Genomic DNA, 23,032 nt, shown 5'->3' on the forward strand with positions numbered 1-23,032 from the left:
TATGCAATTGCGAATCATTTGCATATATCAGGGCCAACGCCGCTCCAGGGCAAGATGCAACTGCACCGCTACATCCTCCGCCGCCTGCTTCTCGTGCCGCCGACGCTGCTGGCGATCGTGGCCCTGAACTTCATGGTCGCCCAGCTCGCGCCGGGCGGGCCGGTGGAGCATATGATCGCGACGCTCGGCGGCGATGTGCAGGATGCGGCGGAGCGTGCGCTGGGCGCCCAGGCCTTCGACGAGCCGCAGGAGCCCGCCTTGCGCTACCGCGGCAGCGAGGGCATGGACCCGCGCCTGGTGGCGGAGATCGAGCGGCAGTTCGGCTTCGACAAGCCGCCACTGGAACGCTTCTGGCTGTTGCTGCAGAGGCTGGTGACCTTCGACCTCGGCCGGTCGCTGTTCCTCGACCGGCCGGTGGTGACGCTGCTGTGGGAGAGGTTGCCGGTCACCGCCTCCCTCGGTGCCTGGTCGATGCTGTTCACCTATCTCATCGCCGTGCCGCTGGGCATCGCGCTGGCGGTGCGGCGCGGCAGCCGCTTCGACCGGATGGCCACGGCCATCACCGTCGGGCTGCATGCGGTGCCGGCCATGGTGGTCGCCGTGGTGCTGCTGGTGGTCTTTGCCGGTGGCCGCTTCTGGCAGTGGTTCCCGGCCGGCGGGCTGCTTTCCGCCGATGCCGCCAGCCTGTCCTGGCCGCTTCTGGTGCTGGACTGGCTGTGGCACCTGGTGCTGCCGGTCTCGGCCATGGTGATCGCCGGCTACTCCTCCCTCGCGCTGATGACCCGCAACCTGTTCCTGGAGGAGCTGGGCAAGACCTATGTCCTGCTCGCCCAGGCCAAGGGGCTGGCGCCGCGCCGCGTGCTGTTCGGCCATGTCTTCCGCAACGCCATGCTGGTCATCGCCGCCGGCCTGCCCGCCGCGCTGCTGATGGAGCTGTCGAGCGGCGCGGTGCTGATCGAGGCGCTGTTCGGCCTGCAGGGCCTCGGCCTGCTCGGCATCGATGCCGCGCTCAGCCGCGACTTTCCGGTGATCTTCGGGACGCTGTGGCTGTTCACCCTGCTCGGGCTGCTGATGCACCTGGCTTCGGACCTGCTTTATGTCGCGATCGACCCGCGTATCGGCTTCGATGGCCGCCGCAACTAGCCCCGTGAAGCGGCCCGTCTGGCGCAGCCTGCCGGCGCTGCTGCTCGGGCTGGTGGCGCTGCTGGTGCTGCCGGCGGAATTCGTCGCCAATGACCGGCCGGTGCTGCTGGTGCTGGACGGCGCCATATCCTCCCCGGCGCTGCGGCGGCCGACCGAGCGCGCGCTGGGCGGCAGCCTGCCGATCCCGGCGGATTTCCACGACCCGGCGGTGCAGGCGCTGCTGGAGGCGCGCGGCGCCACGCAGATCTGGCCGCCGATCCGCTTCGCGCCGGATACGGTGGCGCCCGGCCTGCCGCAGGCCGCGCCCGCGCCGCCCTCCCGCCAGCATTGGCTGGGCACGGATGACCAGTCGCGGGACGTGCTGGCGCGGCTGGTCTGGGGGCTGCGGCTGTCGCTCGGCTTCGGGGCGGTGGTCACGGCGCTCAGCCTGGTCTTCGGGCTCACCCTGGGGGCCATCCAGGGCTATTTCGCCGGCATCACCGACCTGGTGCTGCAGCGGCTGACCGAGATCTGGGGCGGCGTGCCGCTGCTGTTCCTGCTGATGATGCTGGCCAGCGCCATCGCGCCGAACCTCTGGGTGCTGGCGGCGGTGCTGTCGCTGTTCATGTGGATGGGGATCGCCGGGCTGACCCGTGCGGAATTCCTGCGCCTGCGCGGGCAGGACTTCGTGCGCGCCGCCGTGGCCATGGGGGCGGCGCCGCCGCGCATCATCTTCCACCACATACTGCCCAATGCCCTGGCGCCGACCCTGTCCATCGCGCCCTTCCTGATGGCCGGGTCGATGACCCTGCTGGCGGGGCTGGACCTGCTGGGCCTCGGCATGCCGCCGGGCACGCCTTCGCTGGGCGAGCTGCTGGCGCAGGCGCGCAACAACCTGCACGCGCCCTGGCTGGCGGCGGCGGCGGTGGGCACGCTGGGCGGCATGCTGCTGCTGGTGACGCTGGTCGGCCAGAAGCTGCGCGACGCGATGGACCCGCGCCTCGCCCCGGCCCGCCGCCTGGTGCAGCTTCGCCCGGCCCCGGCCGGCGACGCGCTGCTGGACATCCGCGGGCTGGAGCTGGATTTCGGCGCCACCCAGGCGCTGCGCGGCGTCGACCTGACCATCGCGGCCGGGCAGGCGCTGGCGCTGCTGGGGGAGAGCGGCTCCGGCAAGACCGTCACCGGGCTGGCCATCGCCGGGCTGGTGCCGCCGCAGGCGACGCGGCTGGCGGGCAGCATCCGCCTCGCCGGGCAGCAGCTTCTGGGCCTGGCGGAGCCGGCGCGGCGGGTGGTGCTGCGGGACCGCATCGGGCTGGTCTTCCAGGAGCCCGGCGCCGCCTTCAACCCGCTGCAGCCCGTGCTGCGCCAGGTGGCGGAAGCCGCCGCCACCGCCGGCCTCTCCGCCCGCGCGGCGCGCGACCGGGCGGCGGAGCTGCTGCGCATGGTGGGCCTGCCGGAGCCGGTGATGCGGCCGCGCGCCCTGCCGCACCAGTTCTCCGGCGGGCAGTTGCAGCGCGCCGTCATCGCCATGGCGATCGCCCGCGAACCGCTGCTGCTGATCGCCGACGAGCCCACCGCCTCGCTCGATGCCGCGCTGCGCGGGGCGTTGCTGGAATTGCTGGACGGGCTGCGTCGGCGGCTCGGCATGGCGCTGCTGCTGATAACCCACGACATCGACGCGGCGCGCGCCGTGGCCGACCGCGTCGCGGTGATGCAGGGCGGGCGCATCCTGGCCGACCTGCCGGTCGCCCATCTGGATACGGCGCGGGAACCGGCGCTGCGCCGGCTGCTGCGGCCCCAGGCCGCGCCGCCGCGTTCCCCCCCGCCGGCCGGGCGCCCGGTGCTCGCCGCATCCGGCATCGGCCTGCTGTACGGCGCCACGCGGGTGCTGGATGGGGTGGACCTGACGCTGCATGCGGGCCGCACCCTGGCCGTCACCGGCCCCTCCGGCTGCGGCAAGACCTCGCTGGCGCTGGCGCTGCTGCGGCTGGTGCCTTCGGAGGGCGAGGTGCGGCTGGATGGCCAGCCCCTGCCACCCGGGCGCGGCTGGCGGCGGCGGGTGCAGGTGGTGTTCCAGAACCCGGCCGGCAGCCTGTCCCCGCGCATGACCCTCGGCGCCATCCTGGACGAGCCGCTGCGGCTGCACATGCCCAACCTCTCCCCCCGCCTGCGGGCGGCGCGGGTGCGGTCGGCGCTGGCGGAGGTCGGGCTGGACCCGGCGCTGGCCGGGCGCAAGCCCGCCGCGCTCTCCGGCGGCCAGCGCCAGCGCGTCGCCATCGCCCGCGCCCTGATCGCAGGACCCGATGTGCTGATCCTGGACGAGCCGACCAGCGCGCTCGATCGCAGCGTGGAGGCCGAGGTGCTGGCCCTGATCGCCCGGCTGCAATCCGCGCGCGGTTTCGCCTGCCTGCTGGTGACCCACGATCCGCGCGTGGTCGCCGCCCTGGCGGATGAGGAATTGCGCCTGGCCGCCGGCCGCATCGCCGGCTTCCGGGTGCTGCACCGCCCAACACCCCAACTGGAGACGACCCCATGAGCGAGACCACCCCCGACACCCTGCCGAAACGCTTCCTGCTGGAGGCCAGCCTGGAGGAGGTGGCGGCGATGCTGCCGGCGATCGGCCGCGCCATGGTCGGCATCAGCGGCGGCGGCACCACGCATGAGCGTATCGGCGTGATCGCGGCCGCGCCCTGCACGGCGGAGACGCTGCGCATCCAGGGCGAGCAGCATGATTCGGAACTGGCGCTGGCCCGCGTGGTGCGCGTGATCGGCGACCGCAGCAGCACCATGCGCGGCAAATCCTATCCGCGCTTCGAATTCAAGGATGCGGCGGATGTGACGCTGATGTCGGTCACCGCGATGGACGGCGCCGAACTCTACGACGAAGCCGTGCGCGCCCATGTCGGCACGGTGCTGGAGTCGCCACCGCGCCCCGACCTGCCGCCCACGGACCAGCAGCCCGAGGCCGATGCCGGCAATGCGGCGCTGGAGGCGCTGCGCGACAGCGGCGGCCAGGTGGAGATCGGCTTCGGCGAGGCCGGCGCCCGCCAGGTCTGGCGCGGCCAGGTGGAGGAGGTGAAGGGGGTGATGGGCTACGCCAATATCATCCGCCCGGACTTCCACCTGCATCTGCGCGGCGGCTCCGTCACCGGCTTCCGCCGGACGGAGGCCGGGCTGGCGGCGCTGGATGCGCAGGGGGCGGAAACCGGGCTGGTGCTCCGGCCGCTGGATGCGGCGGCGGAAGCAGCCCTGGCCAGCTTCGGCTGAGCCATGCGGGCGGCGCTGCTGCGGTTCCGGCGCGACGGTTTCGCGGTGTTGCCCGGCCCGCCGGCGGCCTTGCAGGACCGGCTGCGGGCGCTTCTGGGAAGGCTGGACCGGCGCGCGCTGAGCCCGGCTGAACGCGGTCGCTGCGTCATGGAATCCGCCCTGAGGGAAAGCCAGCGCGGCATGGCGCTGCCGGAGGGGCGGGACGCCATCTTCATCCTCGGCGAGCCCGGCCGGCTGCATCCGGCCTTTTCGGCGGCGGTGGCGCATCCCCGCGTCATCGCCGCCGTGTCGCGGGCGCTGGGCAGCGAAAGGCTCGCCTTCCACTTCGCCAATGTCACCGCCAAGGCGGCGGGCTTCGGCAGCGGCATCGCCTGGCACCGGGACGCCACCAACCGCTACATGCCGAGCCGGCGTGGCGCCTTCCTGCGCGCCATGATCTGCCTGGACGGCATGCGCCCGGCCAATGGCGGCACCGCCTTCCGGCCCGGCTCGCATCGCGGCGCCAGCCGGCCGGCGGTGGTGCCACGGGTGCCCAGGGGCGGGCTGGTGCTGATCCATGCCCGGGTGCTGCATGGCGGCGCGCCGAACCGCTCCGCCACACCGCGCCGCAACCTGATCGTGCAATGGGGAAGGCGGGACGATCCGCTGGTCCTGCGCAACCGGGAAAGCCAGACCGGCCGCCCGCCCACATCGCTGGCGCGCCCCGGGCGCTGGCTGACGGGTTGATGAGCGTCGGGCGTCTTGCACCACGCATCGCCCATCGCAACATCCGGGGCATGATCGACCCCAAGGCTCTCCTCGACCGTTTCCTCGGCACCGGCAGCGGTGGCCAATCCGCCTCGCCCTGGGGCGCCCAGCCGGGTGCCCAGCCGCCGGCGGCGCCCCCCTCCGGCCAGGCACCCTCCCCCTGGACCTCCCCCGGCGGTGCCGGCGGCGGGCTGGCTGATGCGGCGCGGCAGATGCTGAACCGCACGGGCGGCATGGGCGGCTTCGCCGGCGGCGCCGCCGCGGGCGGCCTGGCCGGGATGCTGCTGGGCGGCAAGGGCTTCCGGCGCGGCGGTGGCTTGCTCAGCCATGGTGGCGCGGCGGTGCTCGGCGCGCTGGCGCATCGTGCCTGGCAGAACTGGCAGGCCGGCCAGGCCCCCGCCACCGCGCCGCCCGCCACCGCGCAGGACGCCGCGGCGGTGGAGCCCCGCTTCCTGCCCGGCGCCAGCCCGGCGGCGACTGGCGAGGCCTTCGAACTCGCCCTGATCCGCGCCATGATCGGCGCCGCCCGCGCCGATGGCCATATCGACGGGGAGGAGCGCGGCCGCATCTTCGCCCAGGTGGAAAAGGCCGGGCTGGACCCGGAGGCCAAGGCCTTCGTCTTCGACGCCATCGACCAGGGCATCGGCGTGACGGAGGTGGTGGCCGCCGCGAAGACGCAGGAACAGGCCAGCGAGATCTACCTGATCTCCCGCCTCGCGGTGGATCCGGACCATCCGGCGGAGCGCGCCTATCTCCAGGCGCTGGCGCACCGGCTGCAACTGCCGCCGGACCTCGTGGCGCATCTCGACCGGCAGGCAGAGGCCGCGCCCGCCGCATAGGCGGGGCGGCGCCGTGCTGGCATGATGCCGGCATGAAGATCGCGCGCGTCACGACCCATCTGCACCGCAGCCCCTTCACCTATGGGGCGGGCGCCCAGACCAGCGGCGGCAATCTGCGGCTGCGGGAGATCGAGACGCTGCTGGTGCGCGTCGAGACCGAGGATGGCCTGCATGGCTGGGGGGAGGGGTTCGGCTTCTCCCTGGCCGGCACCACGCGGGATGCGGTGGACCGGCTGGTCGCGCCTGCCTGTATCGGCCAGGATGCCGGCGACATCGCCGGGCTCGGCGCCATGCTGGCGCGCCGCTTCCACAATTACGGCCGCAACGGGCCGGTGAGTTTCGCGCTGGCGGCCATCGACATCGCCTTGTGGGACATCGCGGCGAAGGCGCGCGGCCTGCCCTTGCATGCGCTGCTGGGCGATGCGGCAAGGCCCAGCGTGCCGGCCTATGCCAGCCTGCTGCGCTATGGCGTGGCCGCCGATGTGGGGCGCAACGTGGCGGAGGCGGTGCGGCGCGGCTATCGCCAGATCAAGCTGCATGAGGTGGACATCGCCTGCATCCGCGCGGCCCGGGCAGTGGCGCCGGCCGAGGTGCCGCTGATGCTCGATATCAACTGCGCCTTCGATGAGCTGGCCGACGCGCGCGATTTCTGCGCCGCCGTGCGCGACCTGCATATCGGCTGGGTCGAGGAGCCGGTCTGGCCGCCGGAGGATTTCGGCAGCCTCGCCACGCTGCGGCGGGAGGCCGGGGTGCCGATCTCGGCCGGGGAGAATCTGGGCGGCGTGCCGGATTTCGCGCGGTTGTTCGCGGCCGGCGCGGTGGATGTGGCGCAGCCCAGCATCACCAAGCATGGCGGCGTCTCCGGCCTGATGGCGGTGGCCGGGCTGGCGGCGAAGGCCGGCGTGGCGGTGGTGCCGCATGCGCCCTATTTCGGGCCGGGGCTGCTGGCCACGCTGCATCTGCTGGCGGCCTGGCCCCGGGCCGCGCCGCTCGAAATCTATTTTGCCGATCTCGCAGCGCCGCCCTATCCGGAACTGTGCGTGCGGGATGGCGCCATCGCCGTGCCCCAGGCCCCCGGGCTGGGGCTGGAACCCGCCATCGGATAGGTGCCAGCCAATGCCGGAAAAGCCTCACCTGCGGCGGGCGAAGCTGGCCAAGCGCCCGAATGGGCGCCGCGCCAAGTGGCGCGCAGCCAAGCCGGCGGAGCCGGCGCCCGGCGCATGAGGGACTGGAAATATCCTGCGGCCGGCGAAGCTGGCCGAGCGCCCGAATGGGCGCCGCGCCAGGTGGCGCGCAGCCAAGCCGGCGGAGCCGGCGCCCGGCGCATGAGGGTCATAAAATTCCAAGCCCCCGGAGGGGGCGCCCGGCGCCTGAGGGCCTCGAAATTCACGGCAGCATGATCGGCGCCAGCCCGTGCCGTTCGGCCGCGCGGGCCAGGCTGCCATCGACCCGGCTGCGCTCCAGGAAGGCGTTGACCTCGTTCAGCCAGGCCTGGTCGCCACGCGGCATGGCATAGGCGTAGAGCGTGTCGCCGAAGCGGCCGGGCGGGTCGATGACCCGCGCCCAGTCATGCATCAGCACCATCCGCCGGGTATAGGGAAAGTCGGACATGAAGACATCGGCCCGGCCCGACAGGATTTCCCCCTCCCGCGTCCGGGGCGGGGTCACCACCATCACCTCCGCGTTGCGCAGCGTCTCCCGCATCAGCGGTTCCATCACCGTCCCGGCGGCCACGGCCACCACCGTGCCGGGGCTGTCGATGTCCCGCCAGCTCTGCACCCGGGTATTGGTGCGCGTGGTCACCGCATAGACGGCGCTGGCCATATAGGGCTTCGAGAAGGCCACACGCAGGGCGCGAGCGGGAGTGATGCCGACCGCCATCATCGCGATGTCGCAGCGCCCCTCCTCCAGCCTTGCCATGAATTCGGTGAAATTCGTCTCGATGAAGGCCGGCCGCACCTGGAGTCGCGCCGCCAGGCCGCGCGCCATGTCGATGTCGAGGCCTTCCATCTCGCCGTTCCGGGGATTGCGGTAGGAGATCGCGAAATAATCCGGCCAGATACAGACCAGCAGTTCACCACGGCTGCGGATCGCGCCCAGGCGGCCGGGTGCGGACGGGGTTGCGGTCGCGTCAGGCGGTCCTGACAGAATTTGCGCCCGAACTGCGTCTCTCCGCTCGCAAATTAAGACAAAAAGAACCATAAACGTCGTCGCAAAGATGGCTCCACGCATCACCCAACTCCGTTTCGCCCTGCGGCGCTCGCTGGGCCTCGGCGCACCCCGCCCCGCCGAGCCGCGTCCCTGGCTGCTGTTCACCGCGGCCGTCGGGCTGGTCGCCCTGTGCCTTGTGGGAATCTACAGCATCCTGATGCATCGCGGCCAGCAGGACGCCATCGCGGATGCGGAAAGGCTGACCCAGGGGGTCGCCGCCGGGCTGGCGGACCAGCTCACCCGCGCCATCCAGACGGTCGACCTGGTGATGCTGGATGCCCAGGACCGGCTGACGGAAGCCGAGCCGGGCCAGGTCGCGCGGCAGGTCACCGTCCGCATCCGGGATGTGCCGCAGCTGCGCGCCGTGCTGATCGCCGATGCCCAGGGCTTCATCATCGCCAGCTCGGTGGAGGGGCTGCGCGAGGCCTCGGTGGCGGAGCGGGAATGGTTCCGCCTGCTGCGCTTCGGCGGCCAGGCCCTGCGCCTGGGCGCGCCGGAGGCCGGGCGCTACCTTGGCCCCACCGGGCGGGCCATCGGCCATGCCGGCGGGCTCTATGCCATTCCCTATGCCCGGGCGCTGCGCGGGCCGCGCGGCGAATTCCTCGGCACCATCATCGCCATCCTGAATCCGGACTACTTCGTCGGCGTGGCCCGGCGCCATGCGGAGAGCTTCGGCGCCGTCATCCGCATCCATTCCTTCCAGGGCCTGCTGCTGGCCCGTTCCGATGGCCGGGTGGAAGGGGTGGGGGAGCTGAATTCCTCCTCCTGGATCTTCCGCGATTTCCTGCCACGCCGGGAATCCGGCACCTGGGCCGGAATCGACCAGGACCGGTCCGATGTCGTCGCCTCCTTCGCCGTCACCCGCCAGGGGGCCTTCGTGGTCGAGGTCGCCCGCAACCGGGAGGATGCGCTGGACAGCGCGCATCGCCTGGGCGCGCTGCTGGCCGCCGGTGTCGCCGCCGCCGCCGTGGTCACGCTGGTGGCGCTGTGGCTGCTGGTGCGCCAGGCCCAGGCGCTGAAGATGCAGGGCCAGCGCCTTTCCGAGTCCGAGCGTCATGCCGTCGCCGCCTCCCGCGCCAAGGAGGATTTCCTGGCCTCGATGAGCCATGAGATCCGCACGCCGATGAATGGCGTGATCGGCATGACCGGCCTGCTGCTGGACACGCGGCTCGACAGCCTCCAGCGCCGCTATGCCGAGACCATCCAGGGCTCCGCCGAGCATCTGATGCTGGTGCTGAACGACATCCTCGACTTCTCCAAGCTGGAGGCGGGGGCGCTGCAGATCGAGCAGGTGCCCTTCAACATCGAGGCCGAGATCGCCACGATCGTCGAGCTTTTCGCCCCGCGCGCCGCCGCCAAGGGGGTGGAGCTGGTCTGCGCCCTGTCGCCCGAACTGCCGGCGCGCGTCATGGGCGACCCCGGCCGCATCCGCCAGATGCTGTTCAACCTGGTCGGCAACGCCGTGAAATTCACCGAGACGGGCTGGATCCAGGTGGCGATCTCGGTCGATGCCGAGCTGGACTACTGGCGGCTGCGCGCCTCCGTCTCCGACACCGGAATTGGCATCGAGCGCGACAAGATCGCGCATCTGTTCGAACGCTTCACCCAGGCCGATGCCTCGATCCGCCGCAAATACGGCGGCACCGGCCTGGGGCTCGCCATCTGCAAGCGGCTGGCGGAGGAGATGGGCGGCGGGATCGAGGCGGTGCCGCGGCTGGCCGGGGTGCGCAATGGCGGCGGCAGCGTCTTCCGCTTCTCCGTGAAGATCGGCCGGGTGGAGGGCGACCAGCAGCCGCTGACCGGCCTCGCCGGGCGCCGCGTTCTGGTGGTGGACGACCTGCCGCTGAACCGGGAAATCCTGGTGCGACAGTTGGTCGGCATGGGGGCGGAAGCCGCCGCCGTTTCCGATGGCGGCACCGCGCTCGCCGCGCTGCGCGCCGCCGCCAGCCAGGGCCGGCCCTTCGAGGCGGCGGTGCTGGACGGGCAATTGCCGGATGGCGACGGCCTGGCCCTGGCGCGGCGCATCCGCCAGGACTGGGACAGCTTTGGCCGGCCGCGCCTGCTGCTCTGCGCTTCCGGTTCCGCCGACCCGCGGGAGGCGCAGCGCCAGGGGGGGCATTCGGGGAACCATTCGGGGCAGGGGGTGCTCGACGGGCTGCTGCTGAAGCCGGCGCTGCCGACCCGGCTGCGGGACGCGCTGCTGCTGGCGCTGGCGCCACGCCAGGCGGCGGCGGCGCCCGCCCCGGCGCCCGAGCCGAGCCCCGAACCGGAGGGGCCGCAGATCCGCATCCTGCTGGTCGAGGACAACCCGACCAACCAATTGGTCATGCGCACCATCCTGTCCCGCGCCGGGGCCCTGGTGGAGGTGGCGGGGGACGGGGCGCAGGCCGTGGCGGCGGCGGAGGGCGACCCCTTCGATGCCATCCTGATGGACCTTCAGATGCCGGTGATGGACGGGCTGGAGGCCACCCGCACCATCCGCGCCAGGTCCGGGCCCAACAGCGGCACCCGCATCATCGGCCTGACCGCCGCCGTCGGCCCGGAATTCGAGCGGCAGTGCCGGGAGGCGGGGATGGACGACTACCTCGGCAAGCCGGTGCAGCGCGAGACGCTACTGCGCAAGCTGGGCCTCGCGGTCAAGCCGAAGCAACCCGCCGGCTCCGACCGCGCCGCGTAAAGGGCTATTCGGCGAGAGGCAGTCCGTCCACCGCGACGGCGAGGCCGCCGCGCTGGTCGCGCAGCGCCATGACCGCCACCCCCGCCACCGCCCAGCCTTCCCCCTGCCGCAGCAGCAGCGGCGCGCCGGAGACGCCGCGCGTGCCGGCGCAGCCATGGCGCAGCAGCAGCTGGCCCGCCGCGTCGCGCTGCACCGCCAGCACCCGGCAATCGGTATCGGCCAGCAGCGCATGCGCCCGGTCCTGCTGCCATCCGCCCAGCGCCACGGCCGTGCCGGCCGGCGGCAGGGCGGCCAGGGGCAGGAACGGATTGGGCAGGCGCCGCGCCAGCCGCAGCACCGCCCAGTCGGCGCCGGCCGGGCCGCCGGAAGCGGGGTCGTAGCCAGGGCCGATCCGCAGCGCGGCACCCTGCGCATGGCTGGTGAAGTCGCCGCGATGATAGCCGGCCAGCACATGCAGACGCTCCGGCCGCAGCGGCTGCCTTGTGCGCCGCGCCACCACGCAATGCGCCGCCGTCAGCACCAGGTCGGGCGCGATCAGCACGCCGGTGCAGCGGCCGCCGGCCTCACTCTGCACCCGCACCAGGCTGGACCAGGGGGCCTGCCCGGTCAGCACCGGCCGGCGCGCCGCGTCCTGCCCCACCCCCGGCAATTGCGCCGCCGCCGGGCTGGCCAGCAACAGGGCGAGCAGGGCGGCGCGGATCATGCAGCCCGCCGGGTCGGCAAACGATGAATCAGGACCGCGACGACCAGGGCCAGTCCGGCCACCAGCCAGGGCACAAGCCCGGCCCCGCCAAGGTCGGCCGCCAGCCCCAGCGCCGCCGGCACCACCGCCACCCCCAGAGTCGCCGCCGAGACCTGCAACCCCACCGCCTGCGCCGCCGCCGCCGCGCCCAGCCGGGCCGGGGTGCGGGCCATGATGGTGGGGTAGATCGGCGCCAGCGCCACGGCCAGCAGCGCCAGCATAAGCAGGTCCGCCACCCCGCTGGCAAAACCCAGCGCCGCCAGCACCGCCACCGGGGCAAGCAGCCGCAGCAGCCGGTCCGCACCGATCCGGTCCACCACGAAGCCCAGGCCGATGCGCCCGCCGGTGAGGGCGGCGAAGAACAGCGTGGCGGCCATGGCGCCCTCCGCCGGGGTGGCGCCGCGGGCGGCGGTCATGATGGTGGCGGCCCATTGGCCGGCGCCGGCCTCCAGCCCCGTATAGAGGAAGAAGATCGCCACCTGCAGCCGCGCCACCGGGTTGCGCAGCACGGTCCAGGCGCCGTGGCGCGGCCCCTCCGCCGGGCCGGCGCCCTGCCAGCGGCGGCGGGTGGCGAGGAAGCCGAGGGTGAGCAGCGCCAGCGCCAGCCCGACGGCGAGGTAGCCGGCCTGCCAGCCGAAGCCCGCCGCCAGCAGGGCCGCCGCCGTGGCCGGGCCGAGCGTGGCGCCGACCCCCCAGAAGCCGTGCAGCCAGTTCATGTGGCGCGGCTGGAAGCGGGCGGCGGCGAAGGCGTTCATCGCCGCATCCACCGCCCCGCCCCCGGCGCCGGCCAGCGCCGCCAGGGCGACGAAGAAGACGAAGGGCGGCGCCGCCGATTGCAGCAGGGCGGCGCAGGCGGTGGCCGCCAGGCTGGCCACCAGCAGCCAGCCGATGCCGAAGGCGTCGACCAGGCGGGCGGTGAAGATGCCGGCCAGCACATAGCCGCCGGCCGTGACCGCCAGGATCAGCCCGAGCCCGGCATTCGGCACGCCGTAGAAGGGTCGCAACTCCGGCCACAGGCTGCCCGGCATCGGGTCCGGCAGGCCGAGGCCGATGAAGGCGAGGAAGGCGAGGGCAAGAAGCGGCATGAGCGGGGGCTACACCGGACGGTGCGCCGAGGCCATCAGGGGTCGATGCCCGTCGCCTCAAGCGGCGTGCCGTCCTTGCGCGTGAACATCGCGGGTTGGTCATGGGGCGGCGCCAGCATGTCGATGTCCGAATAGGTGGCGTCATCGTCCGGGATGCGGCTGCCGATCTCCAGCACCAGGGCCTCGGCGCCGGACAGGTTGTGCAGATGGTGGCCATCCGGCTCGCCGGCCTTGAAGCCGGCCGCTTCGCCGGGGCGGAGCACTTCCTCCCCGGTATCGGTCACCAGCGTCACCTCGCCGGCCAGCACGAAGATGAACTCGTCGGAGCCCTTGTGCCAGTGGCGCTGGCTGGACCAGGCGCCGGGCGGCAGGCGCAGCAGGTTGACGCCGAACTGCGTCAGCCCCGCCGCATCGCCCAGCCGGCGGCGTTCGCGGCTCCGGCAGGGTTCGTCATGTGGCGCGGGATAGTGGCAGCCGATGACGGGGGGAAGGGTGGCGGGATCGATGCGCTTGCCCATGCTGCGTTTCCTTTTGGAGCGAAAGAGCATCACAGCATGGGGCTGCGCCGAGGTCAGGACCGACCCGTCAGTGTCGGTGGCTGCCGCCGACGGCAGCCGGGCCGCGGGACCCGGCGGATTGCACTTCGAGGGTGACCTGAATCTCCCCGGCCTTCTCGAAGACCAGGGTGACGGGCACGCTTTCGCCCTGGCGCAGGGCCTGCTTCAGGTCGATCAGCATGATGTGCAGCCCGCCGGGGGCGAGCGTCACCGTCTCCCCCGCCGGCAGGTCGATGGCCTCCACTGGCCGCATGCGCATGACGTTGCCGTCGCGGATATGGGTGTGCAGCTCCACCGTCCGGGCGATGTCGGCGCGGGCGGCGACCAGCCGGTCGGCCGCGCCGCTGTTGCGCAGCGTGAGGAAGCCGGCGCCGACCCGGCCGGCGCCGGCCGCGCGGGACCAGCCCGCCTCGGCCTGGATCGGGCCATGGGCATGGCCCTGTGCCTGGGCGCGGGTCGCGGCCAGACCGATCAGCGCGCCGAGGCCGGCGCGGCGTGTGAATGCCGTCATCGTCCTGCCTCCTCAGCCCAGCATGTCGAGGCTGTCGGCACCTATACCGGCGCGGCCCTCGATGCGCCCCGCCAGCCGGGCGAGATTGGCGGCGATGCGGGCGCCGGCCACCGGGTCGCCGGTGGTGCAGGTGGCATTGGCGATGGTCAGCGCGCGCTGCATCGCCATGGTCTCGGCCGGGGTCGCGTGAATCAGCGCGGCCTCCAGCGCTCTCCGGGCCGGCTCCAGCGCGCCGTCACAGACGGCGGTCAGGTGGGCCTCCATCGCCTCCGCATCGCAGGCGGCGGCGCGGCGGGTGGTGAGCAGGGTGCCGGCGGCGACCGCGGCGGCGGCGAGCGGCAGGAAACGGCGGGTCTGGGTCATGGTGATGTCCTCAGTTGCGCGGCAGCAGCCGCACGGCCGGGGCGGGCATGCGGTAGTCGGTGATGCGGCGGCCGGCTTCGGGAATCTCGGTCCAGGCGGCCTGCTTGCCCTCCGGGCAATCCTGCACGACGGGGATGTAGAGCAGCTCGCCGGGCGTGTTGGGCAGGCGCATGCGGATGACGAATTCGTCGTAATGCGCGCTTTCCAGCCGGCCGCCTTCCCAGATGATCTCGGAAAGCGGGGCGGTGGCGCCATGGCCGCTGCCGGCCTCGCCGCGCGCGACGGTGCGCAGCGTCCAGCCCGCCTTCGGCATCGGCTGGGCGATGGTCACACCCTCCGGCAGCCGCACGGTGAAGCGGATGGTGGGGGCGCCGTCGCAGCCATGCGGCACGCGGAAGGTGGCGCGATAGGTGCTGTTCGGCGCGGCCTGCTGTGTTTCCAGCGTGACATGCGCGGCGGCGGGCGCGCTGCACAGGGCGGCACCGGCCAGGGCGAAGGCGCCCAGGGTGGTCTTGAACATGGCGAGATTCCTGCATTCCAAGGGGATAGGCCCGGTTGGTCGTCAGGAGGTCGGCGGTGCCCTTGGTTGCGGCTGGCAGCGGGGCGGGGGCGCCGGGCTGGGCGTGGAGGGCGGGGCGGGGGCCTCGGCCTGCGCCAGCAGCAGGGGCGGCAGCAGCGCCATCGGGGGGGGCGGCAAGGCGGCGCCACCGAGGCCGCCGCAGAGCGGGCAGAGCATGCCCGTGGCATGGTCGGCGCCCGGAAGCTCGTGGTCGTCCAGCACCAGCGGGATGCTGCGCATCCCCTCCGGCGTGCAGATGTCCATGTGCAGAACATCGCCGGGCGCGGCCAGCTTCAGGCAATGGCCGAACGCCGTGCCCCACTGCATGAGCAGCAGCAGCACGAGAAGCCGGGTGAGGGCAGGGCGGAAGCGCACGGCGTAGCTGTAGCACTGCCGACCCCTGAAACGGAAGCGGCGCGCGACCCTTCCGGATCGCGCGCCGCGCCATGTCAGGCGGTTGGCCTGGGCATCAGTCGCTGTTCTGGCGCACGCCCATGAACTGCAGCAGAAGCTGGAACAGGTTCACGAAGTTCAGGTAGAGGCCCAGCGCGTCGAAGACGCTGCGCTTGCCAGCCTCGTCGGAGCCTTCGGCATAGGCATGCTCGATGTAGTCCGCCTTGATCCGCTGCGTGTCATAGGCGGTGAGGCCGACGAAGACGACCACGCCGATGACGCTGATGGCGAATTGCAGGGCGGAGCTGCCGATGAACATGTTCACCAGGCTCGCGATGATGATGCCGATCAGGCCCATCAGCATGAAGCTGCCCAGCTTCGTCAGGTCGGCCTTCGTGGTGTAGCCATAGAGGCTGATCGCCGCGAACATGCCGGCCGTGATGAAGAAGGTGCTGGCGATGGAAGCGCCCGTGTAGATCGCGAAGATGTTCGACATCGACGCGCCCATCACGGCGCAGAAGGCCCAGAACAGCGCCTGCGCACTGGTCTTGCTCATCCGGTTCACGCCGAAGCTCAGCACCAGGATGAAGGCCAGCGGCGCGAACATCGCGGCCCAGCCCAGGATGGTCGGCGCCGTCGCATTGCCGCGCGGCGTCCGGACCACCTGGTAGAACAGGCTGGCGATGTCGGGGTTGGAGGCGATGAAATAGGCGACGATGCCGGTCAGCGCGAGGCCGGAGGCCATCCAGTTGTAGACGCGCAGCATGTAGGCGCGCAGGCCTGCATCGAGCGCTGCGGCGTCCACGCCCGCGGACCGCCCAATGGGCTGGGTCCAGGCCGACGCGCCCGTCCGGAAGCGGTTGTCGGGACCGAGAGCCATGGTCAGGAAATCTCCTCGCGGGCGATGGTTAGGGGCCGCCCGCATACGGCCCATCATATGGAACTTCTGTAATCCGGATCAACGGGGGGGTGGCCGGGACGCGCAAGATTCACGCGGGACCGCGGCGAATCAGGCCGCGCCCTCGGTCCAGTAGCCCTGATGCGGCACCGCGCCTTCCGATTCCAGGGCCGGGCCGACCACTTCCACCGGCTCCGCCGCCGAATCGAGGACCGCGCGGCAGGACAAGGTGAGGCCGGCTGTATGCGGCTGGGCATTGCGCAGATGCAGGATGGCCGCCGCCGACAGGCCATACACCACCCGCCCGACGCCGGTGTAGAAGATGGCGGCCGAGCACATGGCGCAGGGCTCGCCGGAGGAATAGATGCTGGCCCGCCGCAGCCGCGCGCGCGGCACGCCTGCGGCGATCACCGCCTGGCAGGCATTCATCTCGCTATGCGCCAGGGTGCCGCCGCCGCCTGTGCCCTGGGTGGACAGGCCCTCCGCCAGGATGGTCCCGTCCTCCGCCACGATCACCGCGGAGAAGGGGCGGTCGCCACGGGCGCGGGCCACGCCGGCCAGGTGGAAGGCGTGGCGCAGATGCTCGATATCCTGGGGGTGGAGGTCACTGTCCATGCCCCCATCCAAGCGCGTGCCTACTCGTTGCGCAACAGCGGCGCGGGGCGGACGCGCAGCGCCAGCGCCGTGCCGATATAGCCCAGCGCCAGGGTCAGCAGCACGCAGCCCAGCACGGTCACGGCCAATGTCCCGGGCAGGAAGACCCAGTCGGCCCGCATGATGTAGCGCACCACGGCCCAGCTCGCCGCCGATCCGGCGGCCGCGGCCAGCAGCCCGGCCACCAGCCCGAGCAGGCCGAATTCCACCAGCCAGGCACCGCGGATCTGCGACCGCGTGGCGCCGATGGTCTTCAGCACCACCGCATCCCGCACCCGGGCCCGCTGCCCGGCGGCCACCGCCCCGGCCAGCACCAGCATGCCCGCCAGCAAAGTGACGGAGGACACCGCCTGCAGGGCGACACCCACCCGCGTCAGCAGCCCCGCCACCGCCTCCAGCGCATCCCGCACCCGGATGCCGGAGATATTGGGGAAGGCGTCGGTCAGCGTGCGCAGCACGGAGGTCTCCACCGCCTCGGTGCTGCGCACCGTGGCGATATGGGTGTGCGGCGCCGCCGCCAGCAGACCGGGGGAGGCGACCATGACGTAGTTGATGCCCAGGCCACGCCACTGGATCTCACGCAGCGAAGCCACCCGCAGGTCGATGTCGCGGCCCAGCACGTTCACGGTCACGATGGAGCCGATGCCCATGCCCCAGCCGGCGGCGAGGTTGGCGTCGAAGGAGACCAGCGGCGGGCCGCTGTAATCCGCCGGCCACCACTGGCCCGCGACCAGCCGCGTGCCATCTGGCGGCGTCGCCGCATAGGTCAGGCCGCGATCGCCGCGCAGCGCCCAGCGGGTGTCCTCGGTGGCCTGGACGTGGTCGGCCGGCGTGCCATCCACCGCGACGATGCGCGCACGAAGGGAAGGCACGCTGCGCACCTCCGCCACGCCGGGCTGTGCAGCGGCCAGGGTGTTGAAGGCCTCCGACTGGTCGGACTGGATGTCGATGAAGAAGAAGCTTGGCGCGGCCTGCGGCAGCTGGTCCGACAGCTGGGCGCGCAGATTGCCCTCGATGGTCGCCACCGCTGCCAGCGTCGTCAGGCCGATGCCCAGCGCCACCAGCATGGTGGAGGTCGGCGCGCCGGGGCGGTGCAGATTGGCGAGGCCGAGCCGGATGGTCGGCCGCCGCAGCCCGCGCAGGCTGCGGGCAAAGGCCATCAGCCCGCTCGCCCCCAGGCGGAACAGCAGCAGGGTCAGCGCCGCGCCGGCGCAGAAGCCGAGCGCGAAGCGCGGCTGTTCCGCCGTGCCCACCACCAGCGCCACCAAGGCGAAGGCCGAAAGTCCGGTCGCCACCAGGATGCCCCGGGACGGCCAGCCGGGATTGGCGGTGATGAGGTCGCGGAACAGCGCGGCCCCCGGAATCCGCTGCGCCCGCCCAAGCGGCCAGAGCGAGAAGGTCAGCGCCGTCAGCAGCCCATACAGCGCGGCCAGCGCCAGCGGTGCCGGGTAGACGCCGAGCCGCGGCGGCACCGGAAGCGCACCGGCCAGGGCCTGCGCCGCCAGCCAGGTCAGGCCGAAGCCGGCGACCAGGCCGATGGTGATGCCGATGACCGACAGCACCAGCACCTGGATCAGATAGGTGGCGAGGATGGTCCCCGCCGGGGCGCCCAGGCAGCGCAGCGTCGCGATGGTGCGGCCGCGCGCATCCAGCCAGGCGCGCACGCCGGTGGCCACGCCGATGCCGCCCACCAGCAAAGCGGTGAAGCCGGCCAGCACCAGGAAGGCGGCGGCGCGGTCCATGAAGCGGTTCACCCCCGGCTCCGCCTGGTCCGCCGTCCGCACCCGCCAGCCGCCATCGCCCACCGCCGCCTGCATCTCGCGGCCAAAGCGGCGCACCTCCGTGCCCGGGGGCAGGCGGAAGCGGGTGTCGTAGGAGATCAGGCTGCCGGGCTGGATCAGCGCCGTGGCCGGCAGGGTCTCCGCCAGGATGAGGGCGCGCGGGCCGAGCACGGCAGGGCTGGCGACACGGTCCGGCTCCTGCGCGATGGTGCCGGCGAAGGTCAGGCTGGCCTCGCCGATGCGGACCATGTCACCGGGCGTCAGGCCGAGGCGTTCGACCACCGAGGCCTCCAGCGCCACGCGCGGCCTGCCATCGATCGGCACCAGGCTGGCCTGGGGCGGGTCCAGGCGCAGCGTGCCGTAGAGCGGATAGGCGGCATCCACCGCCTTCAGCTCGACCAGCGACCTTTCGCCGGAAGGCGCCACGGCCATGGCCCGCATCTCAACGACGCGGGAGGCTTCGGCGCCGCGCGCCCTTGCCCAGTCCAGCGCCGCATCGGGCAGCGGCTGGTAGTTCACCCGCACCTCGACATCGCCGCCGAGCAGCCGGGCGCCATCGGCCAGCAGCCCGGCCTCGGTCGCCGCGCGCAGCGTGCCGACCGCGGCAATGGCGGCCACGCCGAGCGCCAGGCAGGCCAGCACGATGCGCAACTGGCGAAAGCCGCCGCGCAATTCCCGCCGCGCCAGCCGCGCGCCGAGCCGGATATGATCCATCATGGCGCGTTATTCCGCCGCCAGCTTCAGGCCGGCACTGTCGGCGACGATGCGGCCATCCTCCATCCGCACCTGCCGCTCGCAGCGTTCGGCCAGCAGCGGGTCATGGGTGATCAGCAGCAAGGTGGTGCCGAGCCGGGCGCGCAGGCCGAAGAGCAGGTCCATCACCACCGTGCCGGTGGCGCGGTCGAGATTGCCGGTGGGCTCATCGGCCAGGATCAGGCGGGGCTCCGCCACCACGGCGCGGGCCAGCGCCACGCGCTGCTGCTCCCCGCCCGACATCTGGCCGGGGTAGTGTTCCAGCCGATGGCCGAGGCCGACATCCTTCAGCGCTTCCGCCGCGCGGTCGAAGGCGTCGCGCCGGCCGGCGAATTCCAGCGGCATGGCGACATTCTCCAGCGCCGTCATGGTGGGGATGAGGTGGAAAGCCTGGAAGACGATCCCCACCTCGTCGCGACGGAACCGGGCCAGCGCATCCTCATCCAGCGCCCCCAGATCCCGTCCGGCCACGGCGAGGCGCCCCGCACTCGGCGTCTCCAGCCCGGCCAGCAGCATGAGGAGCGATGTCTTGCCCGAGCCCGAAGGCCCCACGATGCCCACCGCCTCTCCAGATTGCACCGCCAGGTCGACGCCGCGCAGCACATGCACCGGGCCGGAGGCCGCCTTGGCGGTGAAGACCAGTCCGGTGGCGGCGATCAGCGGCGATGCGGGTATGCTCACGGGGCGGGAATCCTATTACGGCGGTTTCATGTCATATGGGCGCCGTGCTGCGCTGCAAAAGGCGGCCTTCGGTATCGGAATATTGCTGGCTGCGACCAGGGGCACCCGCGCCCAGACGTCCGAGGTGCGCCTGCTGATGCTGGGCGATTCCATCACCGCGGGCTACGGCCTGGCGCGGGGGGAGGGGCCGCCAGCCCGGATCGAAGCCCTGCTGCGCGAGCGCGGCCGCAATGTGCGGGTGCTGGATGCCGGCGTGTCCGGCGATACCACGGCGGGCGGGCGGTCCCGGCTGGAATGGGCGCTGGCCGACCGGCCGCAGGCGGCGATCGTGGCACTCGGCGGCAATGACGCGCTGCGCGGGCTGACCCCGGCGCAGATGCGCACCAACCTGACCGCGATCCTGGACGGGCTGGCGGCGCGGAATATCCCGACGCTGCTGGCGGGGATGATGGCGCCGCCCAATCTCGGCGCGGAATACGGCCGCGACTTCACCGCCGTCTTCACCGATCTGGCGGCGGCGCGGCCGCAGGTGGTGTTCTACCCCTTCCTGCTGGAGGGCGTGGCCGGCGACCCGGCGCTGAACCAGGCGGATCGCATCCACCCCAATCCGCGCGGCGCGCAGATTATGGCGGAGCGGATGCTGCCCGCCATCGAAACGCTACTGGACCGCATACCGGCTTCCGCCGCAGGCTGACACCGCCCCGGATTCGGAGCCGCCTGCCATGGTTCGTCTCTTCGTCGCCCTTGCCTTGCCGGACGAGGTCAAGGCCCAGCTCGCCGCGCTGGTCGGCGGCATCCCCGGCGCCCGCTGGGTGCCGCCGGAGAACTACCACCTGACGCTGCGCTTCATCGGGGAGGTGGAATCCTGGCAGGCGGAGGAGGTGGATGCGGCCCTCGCCGCGATCCGCGCGCCGCGCTTCGACCTGGCCTTGGCCGGGATCGGCACCTTCGAGAAGGGCGGCCGCATCCAGTCCATCCACATCACCGCCGAACGCAGCGAGGCGCTGACGCGGCTTCAGGCCAAGGTGGAGACGGCGTTGCAGCGCGTCGGGCTGGAGCCGGAACGCCGCCGCTTCGCCCCGCATGTGACCCTGGCGCGGACCGAGAAGGCGGAGACGCACAAGCTGATCGGTTTTGTTCATGCCCACAGCCTGTTCCGGTCCCCGCCGGTGCCGATCGACAATTTCGTGCTGTTTTCGTCCTATCTGGGGAAGGAGGCGGCGCATTACGTGCCGGAGGTGGAGTACGAGCTGGGATGAGGGCGGCTACCTCGCCCAGGGGTCGATCACCCTCACGCCAAAGCCTTCGAAATCACGGCCATTGCGGGTGACCACGCTGGCCGTTCGGCAGTGCGCGATGGCTGCGATCATCAGGTCGATGGTGGTGGTCGGCCGCCCGGCGCGACGGCGCTCCGCGAAGATCCTGGCATAGGCCTCGGCTGCAGCGCTGTCGAAGGGCAGCAGGCGACCGGCAAAATCCTCGGCGAACATCGCGATGGCCGTTTCGATCAGGCGCGTGCGGCGCTGGCCTTCGGGCATGATGGCCAGGCCTGCCATGATCTCGGCCTGCGTCAGTGTCGTCGTGCAAAGCTGGTCGATGGGCTGGGCTGCGATCCAGCCCATCAATGCCGGATCGGGTTCGGCACGCATCAGGGCCGACAGGACGTTGGTGTCGAGGATCAGGGTCACGCGAAGCCGGGAGGGTCCCTGGCCTCTTCGCGTGCGGGAAGCTCCAGATCGACGTCGCCCAATGGGGCGAAGCGCGCCCGGATGCGGGCGCCGAGGTCCGTCTTGCCGGTGTCGGGGGTGGAAAGGGCGCTTTGCAGGATGTGCTGCGCTTCCGCTTCCATCGACCGTCCCTGTTCCGCCGCGCGGGCACGCAGCCTGTCCTTCAGCCCGGGATCGAGATTGCGGATGGTGAGGCTGCCCATGCCCCCAGAATCCCGCCCCAGCCCCACCCCTGTCAACGCAAACCCGCTCCCAACACCCCGCCGCCCCCAACCCAGGCGCCCCACTTCGCAACCCTGCAGCGGCAGCCTGTCAAAAATACCCTTCGCGTTTTTTGCGTTCCATGGAGGCTTCCTGGTCGTTGTCGATCAGGCGGCCCTGGCGTTCGCTGTGGCGGCTTTCGCGGATTTCGGTGAGGACCTGGTCGATGGTCTCCGCCCGGCTTTCATGGGCGCCGGTCAGGGGCCAGTCGCCCATGGTGCGGAAGCGGACCCACATGGTTTCCACCGTCTCGCCCGGTTCCAGCGGCATGCGGTCGTCGTCGCGCATGATGAGGGCGCCGTTGCGGCGGAGCATGGGGCGCGGGGCGGCGTAGTACAGCGGGACGACGGGGATGGATTCGGCGGCGATGTAGTCCCAGACGTCGAATTCGGTCCAGTTGGACAGCGGGAAGACCCGCATTTCCTCGCCCGGATTGATGCGGGTGTTGTAGAGGCCCCAGAGTTCCGGCCGCTGGCCGCGCGGGTCCCAGACATGGCCGGGGGCGCGGAAGGAAAACACGCGTTCCTTGGCGCGGGCCTTTTCCTCGTCGCGCCGGGCGCCGCCGATGGCAGCATCGAAGCCATGGGCGTCGAGCGCCTGTTTCAGCGCCTCCGTCCCCATGACGTTCATATGGAGCTGGGAGCCGTGGCTGATCGGGCCGATGCCGCGGGCCAGGCCATCGGGGTTGGTATGGACGATGCAGTCCAGGCCCAGCTCGGCCATGCGGCGGTCGCGGAAATCCAGCATCGCCCGGAAATCCCAGCCGGTGGCGATGTGCAGCAGGCTGAAGGGCGGCTTGCCCGGGGCGAAGGCCTTCATCGCCAGTTGCAGGACGACGGAGCTGTCCTTGCCGATGGAGTAGAGCAGGACGGGGTTGCGGAAGCTGGCCGCGGTTTCGCGCAGGATGCCGATGGCCTCCGCCTCCAGGCGCCTGAGATGGGGCGTCAGGCGGTGGGCGGTCTCGGTTGGCATGGGGGACGTTGCCTCTGCGGTGGACGCGCCGTGTCTGATGGCACGGCGGGGCGGGAGGCGGAAGTGGCCCTGCGCCCCAGGCGGCCGGCTTTGCCGGCCGAGGCCGCGAAGGCGGCCCGCCGCTTATGCGGCGAAGCCAAGCGCGCGGAGCGCGCGCCCGGCGTCTGAGGGGCCTGAAACGAGGCGGCCGGCTTTGCCGGCCGAGGCCGCGCCTTCGGCGCGATGAGCCAGG

General features: G+C 72.2%; 24 protein-coding genes. 9 read left to right on the top strand and 15 right to left on the bottom strand.

Annotated elements, in window-relative coordinates:
- Positions 1-54 precede the first annotated feature (54 nt).
- Genes JJQ90_RS07635 through JJQ90_RS07660 form a run of 6 tightly spaced genes read left to right on the top strand, consistent with a single transcriptional unit; the run spans position 55 to position 7,081 of the window.
- Positions 55-1,143, top strand: coding sequence for an ABC transporter permease subunit (locus tag JJQ90_RS07635; protein WP_329959402.1), 1,089 nt, complete (start codon positions 55-57; stop codon positions 1,141-1,143).
- Positions 1,144-1,147: 4 nt separating this feature from the next.
- Positions 1,148-3,658: an ATP-binding cassette domain-containing protein gene (locus JJQ90_RS07640; protein ID WP_216874074.1), complete on the top strand. Its 2,511-nt coding sequence runs from the start codon at positions 1,148-1,150 to the stop codon at positions 3,656-3,658.
- A complete protein-coding gene (locus JJQ90_RS07645; protein ID WP_216874076.1) occupies positions 3,655-4,389 on the top strand; it encodes a hypothetical protein in 735 nt (244 codons plus the stop codon). Before JJQ90_RS07640 ends, JJQ90_RS07645 begins: the two co-directional genes overlap by 4 nt.
- A 3-nt stretch (positions 4,390-4,392) precedes the next feature.
- Positions 4,393-5,115, top strand: coding sequence for a phytanoyl-CoA dioxygenase family protein (locus JJQ90_RS07650; RefSeq protein WP_216874078.1), 723 nt, complete (start codon positions 4,393-4,395; stop codon positions 5,113-5,115).
- The gene (locus JJQ90_RS07655; protein ID WP_230410480.1) at positions 5,115-5,975 is read left to right on the top strand and encodes a tellurite resistance TerB family protein; all 861 of its coding nucleotides are present in this window, start codon (positions 5,115-5,117) and stop codon (positions 5,973-5,975) included. The genes JJQ90_RS07650 and JJQ90_RS07655 overlap by 1 nt, the downstream gene beginning before the upstream one ends.
- A 32-nt stretch (positions 5,976-6,007) precedes the next feature.
- Positions 6,008-7,081 carry a mandelate racemase/muconate lactonizing enzyme family protein gene (locus JJQ90_RS07660; RefSeq protein WP_216874080.1) on the top strand — a complete coding sequence of 358 codons (1,074 nt, stop codon included), beginning with the start codon at positions 6,008-6,010 and terminating at the stop codon, positions 7,079-7,081.
- 280 nt (positions 7,082-7,361) lie between these two features.
- On the opposite strand, the gene JJQ90_RS07665 is transcribed toward JJQ90_RS07660, so the two are convergent.
- Positions 7,362-8,207 carry a substrate-binding periplasmic protein gene (locus JJQ90_RS07665; RefSeq protein ID WP_329959403.1) on the bottom strand — a complete coding sequence of 282 codons (846 nt, stop codon included), beginning with the start codon at positions 8,205-8,207 and terminating at the stop codon, positions 7,362-7,364.
- Here JJQ90_RS07665 and JJQ90_RS07670 point away from each other — a divergent pair.
- Positions 8,194-10,863, top strand: a complete 2,670-nt coding sequence (locus tag JJQ90_RS07670) for a hybrid sensor histidine kinase/response regulator (protein ID WP_216874084.1) — start codon at positions 8,194-8,196, stop codon at positions 10,861-10,863. The genes JJQ90_RS07665 and JJQ90_RS07670 overlap by 14 nt on opposite strands.
- A 4-nt stretch (positions 10,864-10,867) precedes the next feature.
- Here the strand turns inward: JJQ90_RS07670 and JJQ90_RS07675 are convergent, their stop codons facing one another.
- The 11 genes from JJQ90_RS07675 to JJQ90_RS07725 form a co-directional block, all read right to left on the bottom strand.
- Positions 10,868-11,566 carry a trypsin-like serine peptidase gene (locus JJQ90_RS07675; RefSeq protein ID WP_216874086.1) on the bottom strand — a complete coding sequence of 233 codons (699 nt, stop codon included), beginning with the start codon at positions 11,564-11,566 and terminating at the stop codon, positions 10,868-10,870.
- Complete coding sequence (locus JJQ90_RS07680) at positions 11,563-12,690, bottom strand: MFS transporter (RefSeq protein ID WP_216874088.1); 1,128 nt, start codon at positions 12,688-12,690, stop codon at positions 11,563-11,565. Before JJQ90_RS07680 ends, JJQ90_RS07675 begins: the two co-directional genes overlap by 4 nt.
- Before the next feature lie 35 nt (positions 12,691-12,725).
- Positions 12,726-13,208 (bottom strand): cupin domain-containing protein, encoded by a 483-nt coding sequence (locus JJQ90_RS07685; RefSeq protein ID WP_216874090.1) that lies wholly within the window; start codon positions 13,206-13,208, stop codon positions 12,726-12,728.
- A 67-nt stretch (positions 13,209-13,275) separates the two neighbouring features.
- Positions 13,276-13,758, bottom strand: a complete 483-nt coding sequence (locus JJQ90_RS07690) for a copper chaperone PCu(A)C (RefSeq protein ID WP_216874092.1) — start codon at positions 13,756-13,758, stop codon at positions 13,276-13,278.
- A gap of 12 nt (positions 13,759-13,770) precedes the next feature.
- Positions 13,771-14,121, bottom strand: a complete 351-nt coding sequence (locus tag JJQ90_RS07695; protein ID WP_216874094.1) for a hypothetical protein — start codon at positions 14,119-14,121, stop codon at positions 13,771-13,773.
- A 10-nt stretch (positions 14,122-14,131) separates the two neighbouring features.
- Positions 14,132-14,641 carry a YcnI family protein gene (locus JJQ90_RS07700; RefSeq protein WP_216874096.1) on the bottom strand — a complete coding sequence of 170 codons (510 nt, stop codon included), beginning with the start codon at positions 14,639-14,641 and terminating at the stop codon, positions 14,132-14,134.
- Positions 14,642-14,683: 42 nt separating this feature from the next.
- Positions 14,684-15,055 carry a DUF2946 family protein gene (locus tag JJQ90_RS07705; protein ID WP_216874098.1) on the bottom strand — a complete coding sequence of 124 codons (372 nt, stop codon included), beginning with the start codon at positions 15,053-15,055 and terminating at the stop codon, positions 14,684-14,686.
- Between the two features lie 94 nt (positions 15,056-15,149).
- Positions 15,150-15,953 (bottom strand): Bax inhibitor-1/YccA family protein, encoded by an 804-nt coding sequence (locus tag JJQ90_RS07710; protein WP_216874100.1) that lies wholly within the window; start codon positions 15,951-15,953, stop codon positions 15,150-15,152.
- A gap of 129 nt (positions 15,954-16,082) precedes the next feature.
- A complete protein-coding gene (locus JJQ90_RS07715; protein WP_216874101.1) occupies positions 16,083-16,586 on the bottom strand; it encodes a nucleoside deaminase in 504 nt (167 codons plus the stop codon).
- Between the two features lie 20 nt (positions 16,587-16,606).
- Positions 16,607-19,123 carry an ABC transporter permease gene (locus JJQ90_RS07720; protein WP_216874102.1) on the bottom strand — a complete coding sequence of 839 codons (2,517 nt, stop codon included), beginning with the start codon at positions 19,121-19,123 and terminating at the stop codon, positions 16,607-16,609.
- Positions 19,124-19,129: 6 nt separating this feature from the next.
- Positions 19,130-19,840 (bottom strand): ABC transporter ATP-binding protein, encoded by a 711-nt coding sequence (locus JJQ90_RS07725; RefSeq protein ID WP_457851881.1) that lies wholly within the window; start codon positions 19,838-19,840, stop codon positions 19,130-19,132.
- Positions 19,841-19,922: 82 nt separating this feature from the next.
- Between JJQ90_RS07725 and JJQ90_RS07730 the strand changes: the two genes are divergently transcribed.
- The gene (locus tag JJQ90_RS07730; protein WP_230410482.1) at positions 19,923-20,534 is read left to right on the top strand and encodes an arylesterase; all 612 of its coding nucleotides are present in this window, start codon (positions 19,923-19,925) and stop codon (positions 20,532-20,534) included.
- Between the two features lie 28 nt (positions 20,535-20,562).
- Positions 20,563-21,099 carry an RNA 2',3'-cyclic phosphodiesterase gene (gene thpR, locus JJQ90_RS07735; RefSeq protein WP_216874104.1) on the top strand — a complete coding sequence of 179 codons (537 nt, stop codon included), beginning with the start codon at positions 20,563-20,565 and terminating at the stop codon, positions 21,097-21,099.
- Positions 21,100-21,105: 6 nt separating this feature from the next.
- On the opposite strand, the gene JJQ90_RS07740 is transcribed toward thpR, so the two are convergent.
- The 3 genes from JJQ90_RS07740 to cysD form a co-directional block, all read right to left on the bottom strand.
- Positions 21,106-21,528, bottom strand: coding sequence for a type II toxin-antitoxin system VapC family toxin (locus JJQ90_RS07740; protein ID WP_216874105.1), 423 nt, complete (start codon positions 21,526-21,528; stop codon positions 21,106-21,108).
- Positions 21,525-21,770, bottom strand: a complete 246-nt coding sequence (locus tag JJQ90_RS07745) for a FitA-like ribbon-helix-helix domain-containing protein (protein WP_216874106.1) — start codon at positions 21,768-21,770, stop codon at positions 21,525-21,527. The genes JJQ90_RS07740 and JJQ90_RS07745 overlap by 4 nt, the downstream gene beginning before the upstream one ends.
- Before the next feature lie 109 nt (positions 21,771-21,879).
- Positions 21,880-22,800 carry a sulfate adenylyltransferase subunit CysD gene (gene cysD, locus JJQ90_RS07750; protein ID WP_216874107.1) on the bottom strand — a complete coding sequence of 307 codons (921 nt, stop codon included), beginning with the start codon at positions 22,798-22,800 and terminating at the stop codon, positions 21,880-21,882.
- Between the last annotated feature and the right edge of the window lie 232 nt (positions 22,801-23,032).

The organism is Falsiroseomonas oleicola, assembly GCF_019029495.1.
GTDB classification, from domain to species: Bacteria; Pseudomonadota; Alphaproteobacteria; order Acetobacterales; family Acetobacteraceae; genus Falsiroseomonas; species Falsiroseomonas oleicola.

Excerpts from the sequence above, each read along its gene's own strand:
- JJQ90_RS07700 (WP_216874096.1), bottom strand. The coding sequence starts at position 14,641 with ATGTTCAAGACCACCCTGGGCGCCTTCGCCCTGGCCGGTGCCGCCCTG.
- JJQ90_RS07715 (WP_216874101.1), bottom strand. The coding sequence starts at position 16,586 with ATGGACAGTGACCTCCACCCCCAGGATATCGAGCATCTGCGCCACGCC.
- JJQ90_RS07710 (WP_216874100.1), bottom strand. The coding sequence starts at position 15,953 with ATGGCTCTCGGTCCCGACAACCGCTTCCGGACGGGCGCGTCGGCCTGG.
- JJQ90_RS07695 (WP_216874094.1), bottom strand. The coding sequence starts at position 14,121 with ATGACCCAGACCCGCCGTTTCCTGCCGCTCGCCGCCGCCGCGGTCGCC.
- JJQ90_RS07670 (WP_216874084.1), top strand. The coding sequence starts at position 8,194 with ATGGCTCCACGCATCACCCAACTCCGTTTCGCCCTGCGGCGCTCGCTG.
- JJQ90_RS07720 (WP_216874102.1), bottom strand. The coding sequence starts at position 19,123 with ATGATGGATCATATCCGGCTCGGCGCGCGGCTGGCGCGGCGGGAATTG.
- JJQ90_RS07680 (WP_216874088.1), bottom strand. The coding sequence starts at position 12,690 with ATGCCGCTTCTTGCCCTCGCCTTCCTCGCCTTCATCGGCCTCGGCCTG.
- JJQ90_RS07635 (WP_329959402.1), top strand. The coding sequence starts at position 55 with ATGCAACTGCACCGCTACATCCTCCGCCGCCTGCTTCTCGTGCCGCCG.
- JJQ90_RS07660 (WP_216874080.1), top strand. The coding sequence starts at position 6,008 with ATGAAGATCGCGCGCGTCACGACCCATCTGCACCGCAGCCCCTTCACC.
- cysD (WP_216874107.1), bottom strand. The coding sequence starts at position 22,800 with ATGCCAACCGAGACCGCCCACCGCCTGACGCCCCATCTCAGGCGCCTG.
- JJQ90_RS07690 (WP_216874092.1), bottom strand. The coding sequence starts at position 13,758 with ATGACGGCATTCACACGCCGCGCCGGCCTCGGCGCGCTGATCGGTCTG.
- JJQ90_RS07650 (WP_216874078.1), top strand. The coding sequence starts at position 4,393 with ATGCGGGCGGCGCTGCTGCGGTTCCGGCGCGACGGTTTCGCGGTGTTG.
- JJQ90_RS07745 (WP_216874106.1), bottom strand. The coding sequence starts at position 21,770 with ATGGGCAGCCTCACCATCCGCAATCTCGATCCCGGGCTGAAGGACAGG.
- JJQ90_RS07685 (WP_216874090.1), bottom strand. The coding sequence starts at position 13,208 with ATGGGCAAGCGCATCGATCCCGCCACCCTTCCCCCCGTCATCGGCTGC.
- JJQ90_RS07645 (WP_216874076.1), top strand. The coding sequence starts at position 3,655 with ATGAGCGAGACCACCCCCGACACCCTGCCGAAACGCTTCCTGCTGGAG.
- JJQ90_RS07665 (WP_329959403.1), bottom strand. The coding sequence starts at position 8,207 with ATGCGTGGAGCCATCTTTGCGACGACGTTTATGGTTCTTTTTGTCTTA.
- JJQ90_RS07675 (WP_216874086.1), bottom strand. The coding sequence starts at position 11,566 with ATGATCCGCGCCGCCCTGCTCGCCCTGTTGCTGGCCAGCCCGGCGGCG.
- thpR (WP_216874104.1), top strand. The coding sequence starts at position 20,563 with ATGGTTCGTCTCTTCGTCGCCCTTGCCTTGCCGGACGAGGTCAAGGCC.
- JJQ90_RS07655 (WP_230410480.1), top strand. The coding sequence starts at position 5,115 with ATGAGCGTCGGGCGTCTTGCACCACGCATCGCCCATCGCAACATCCGG.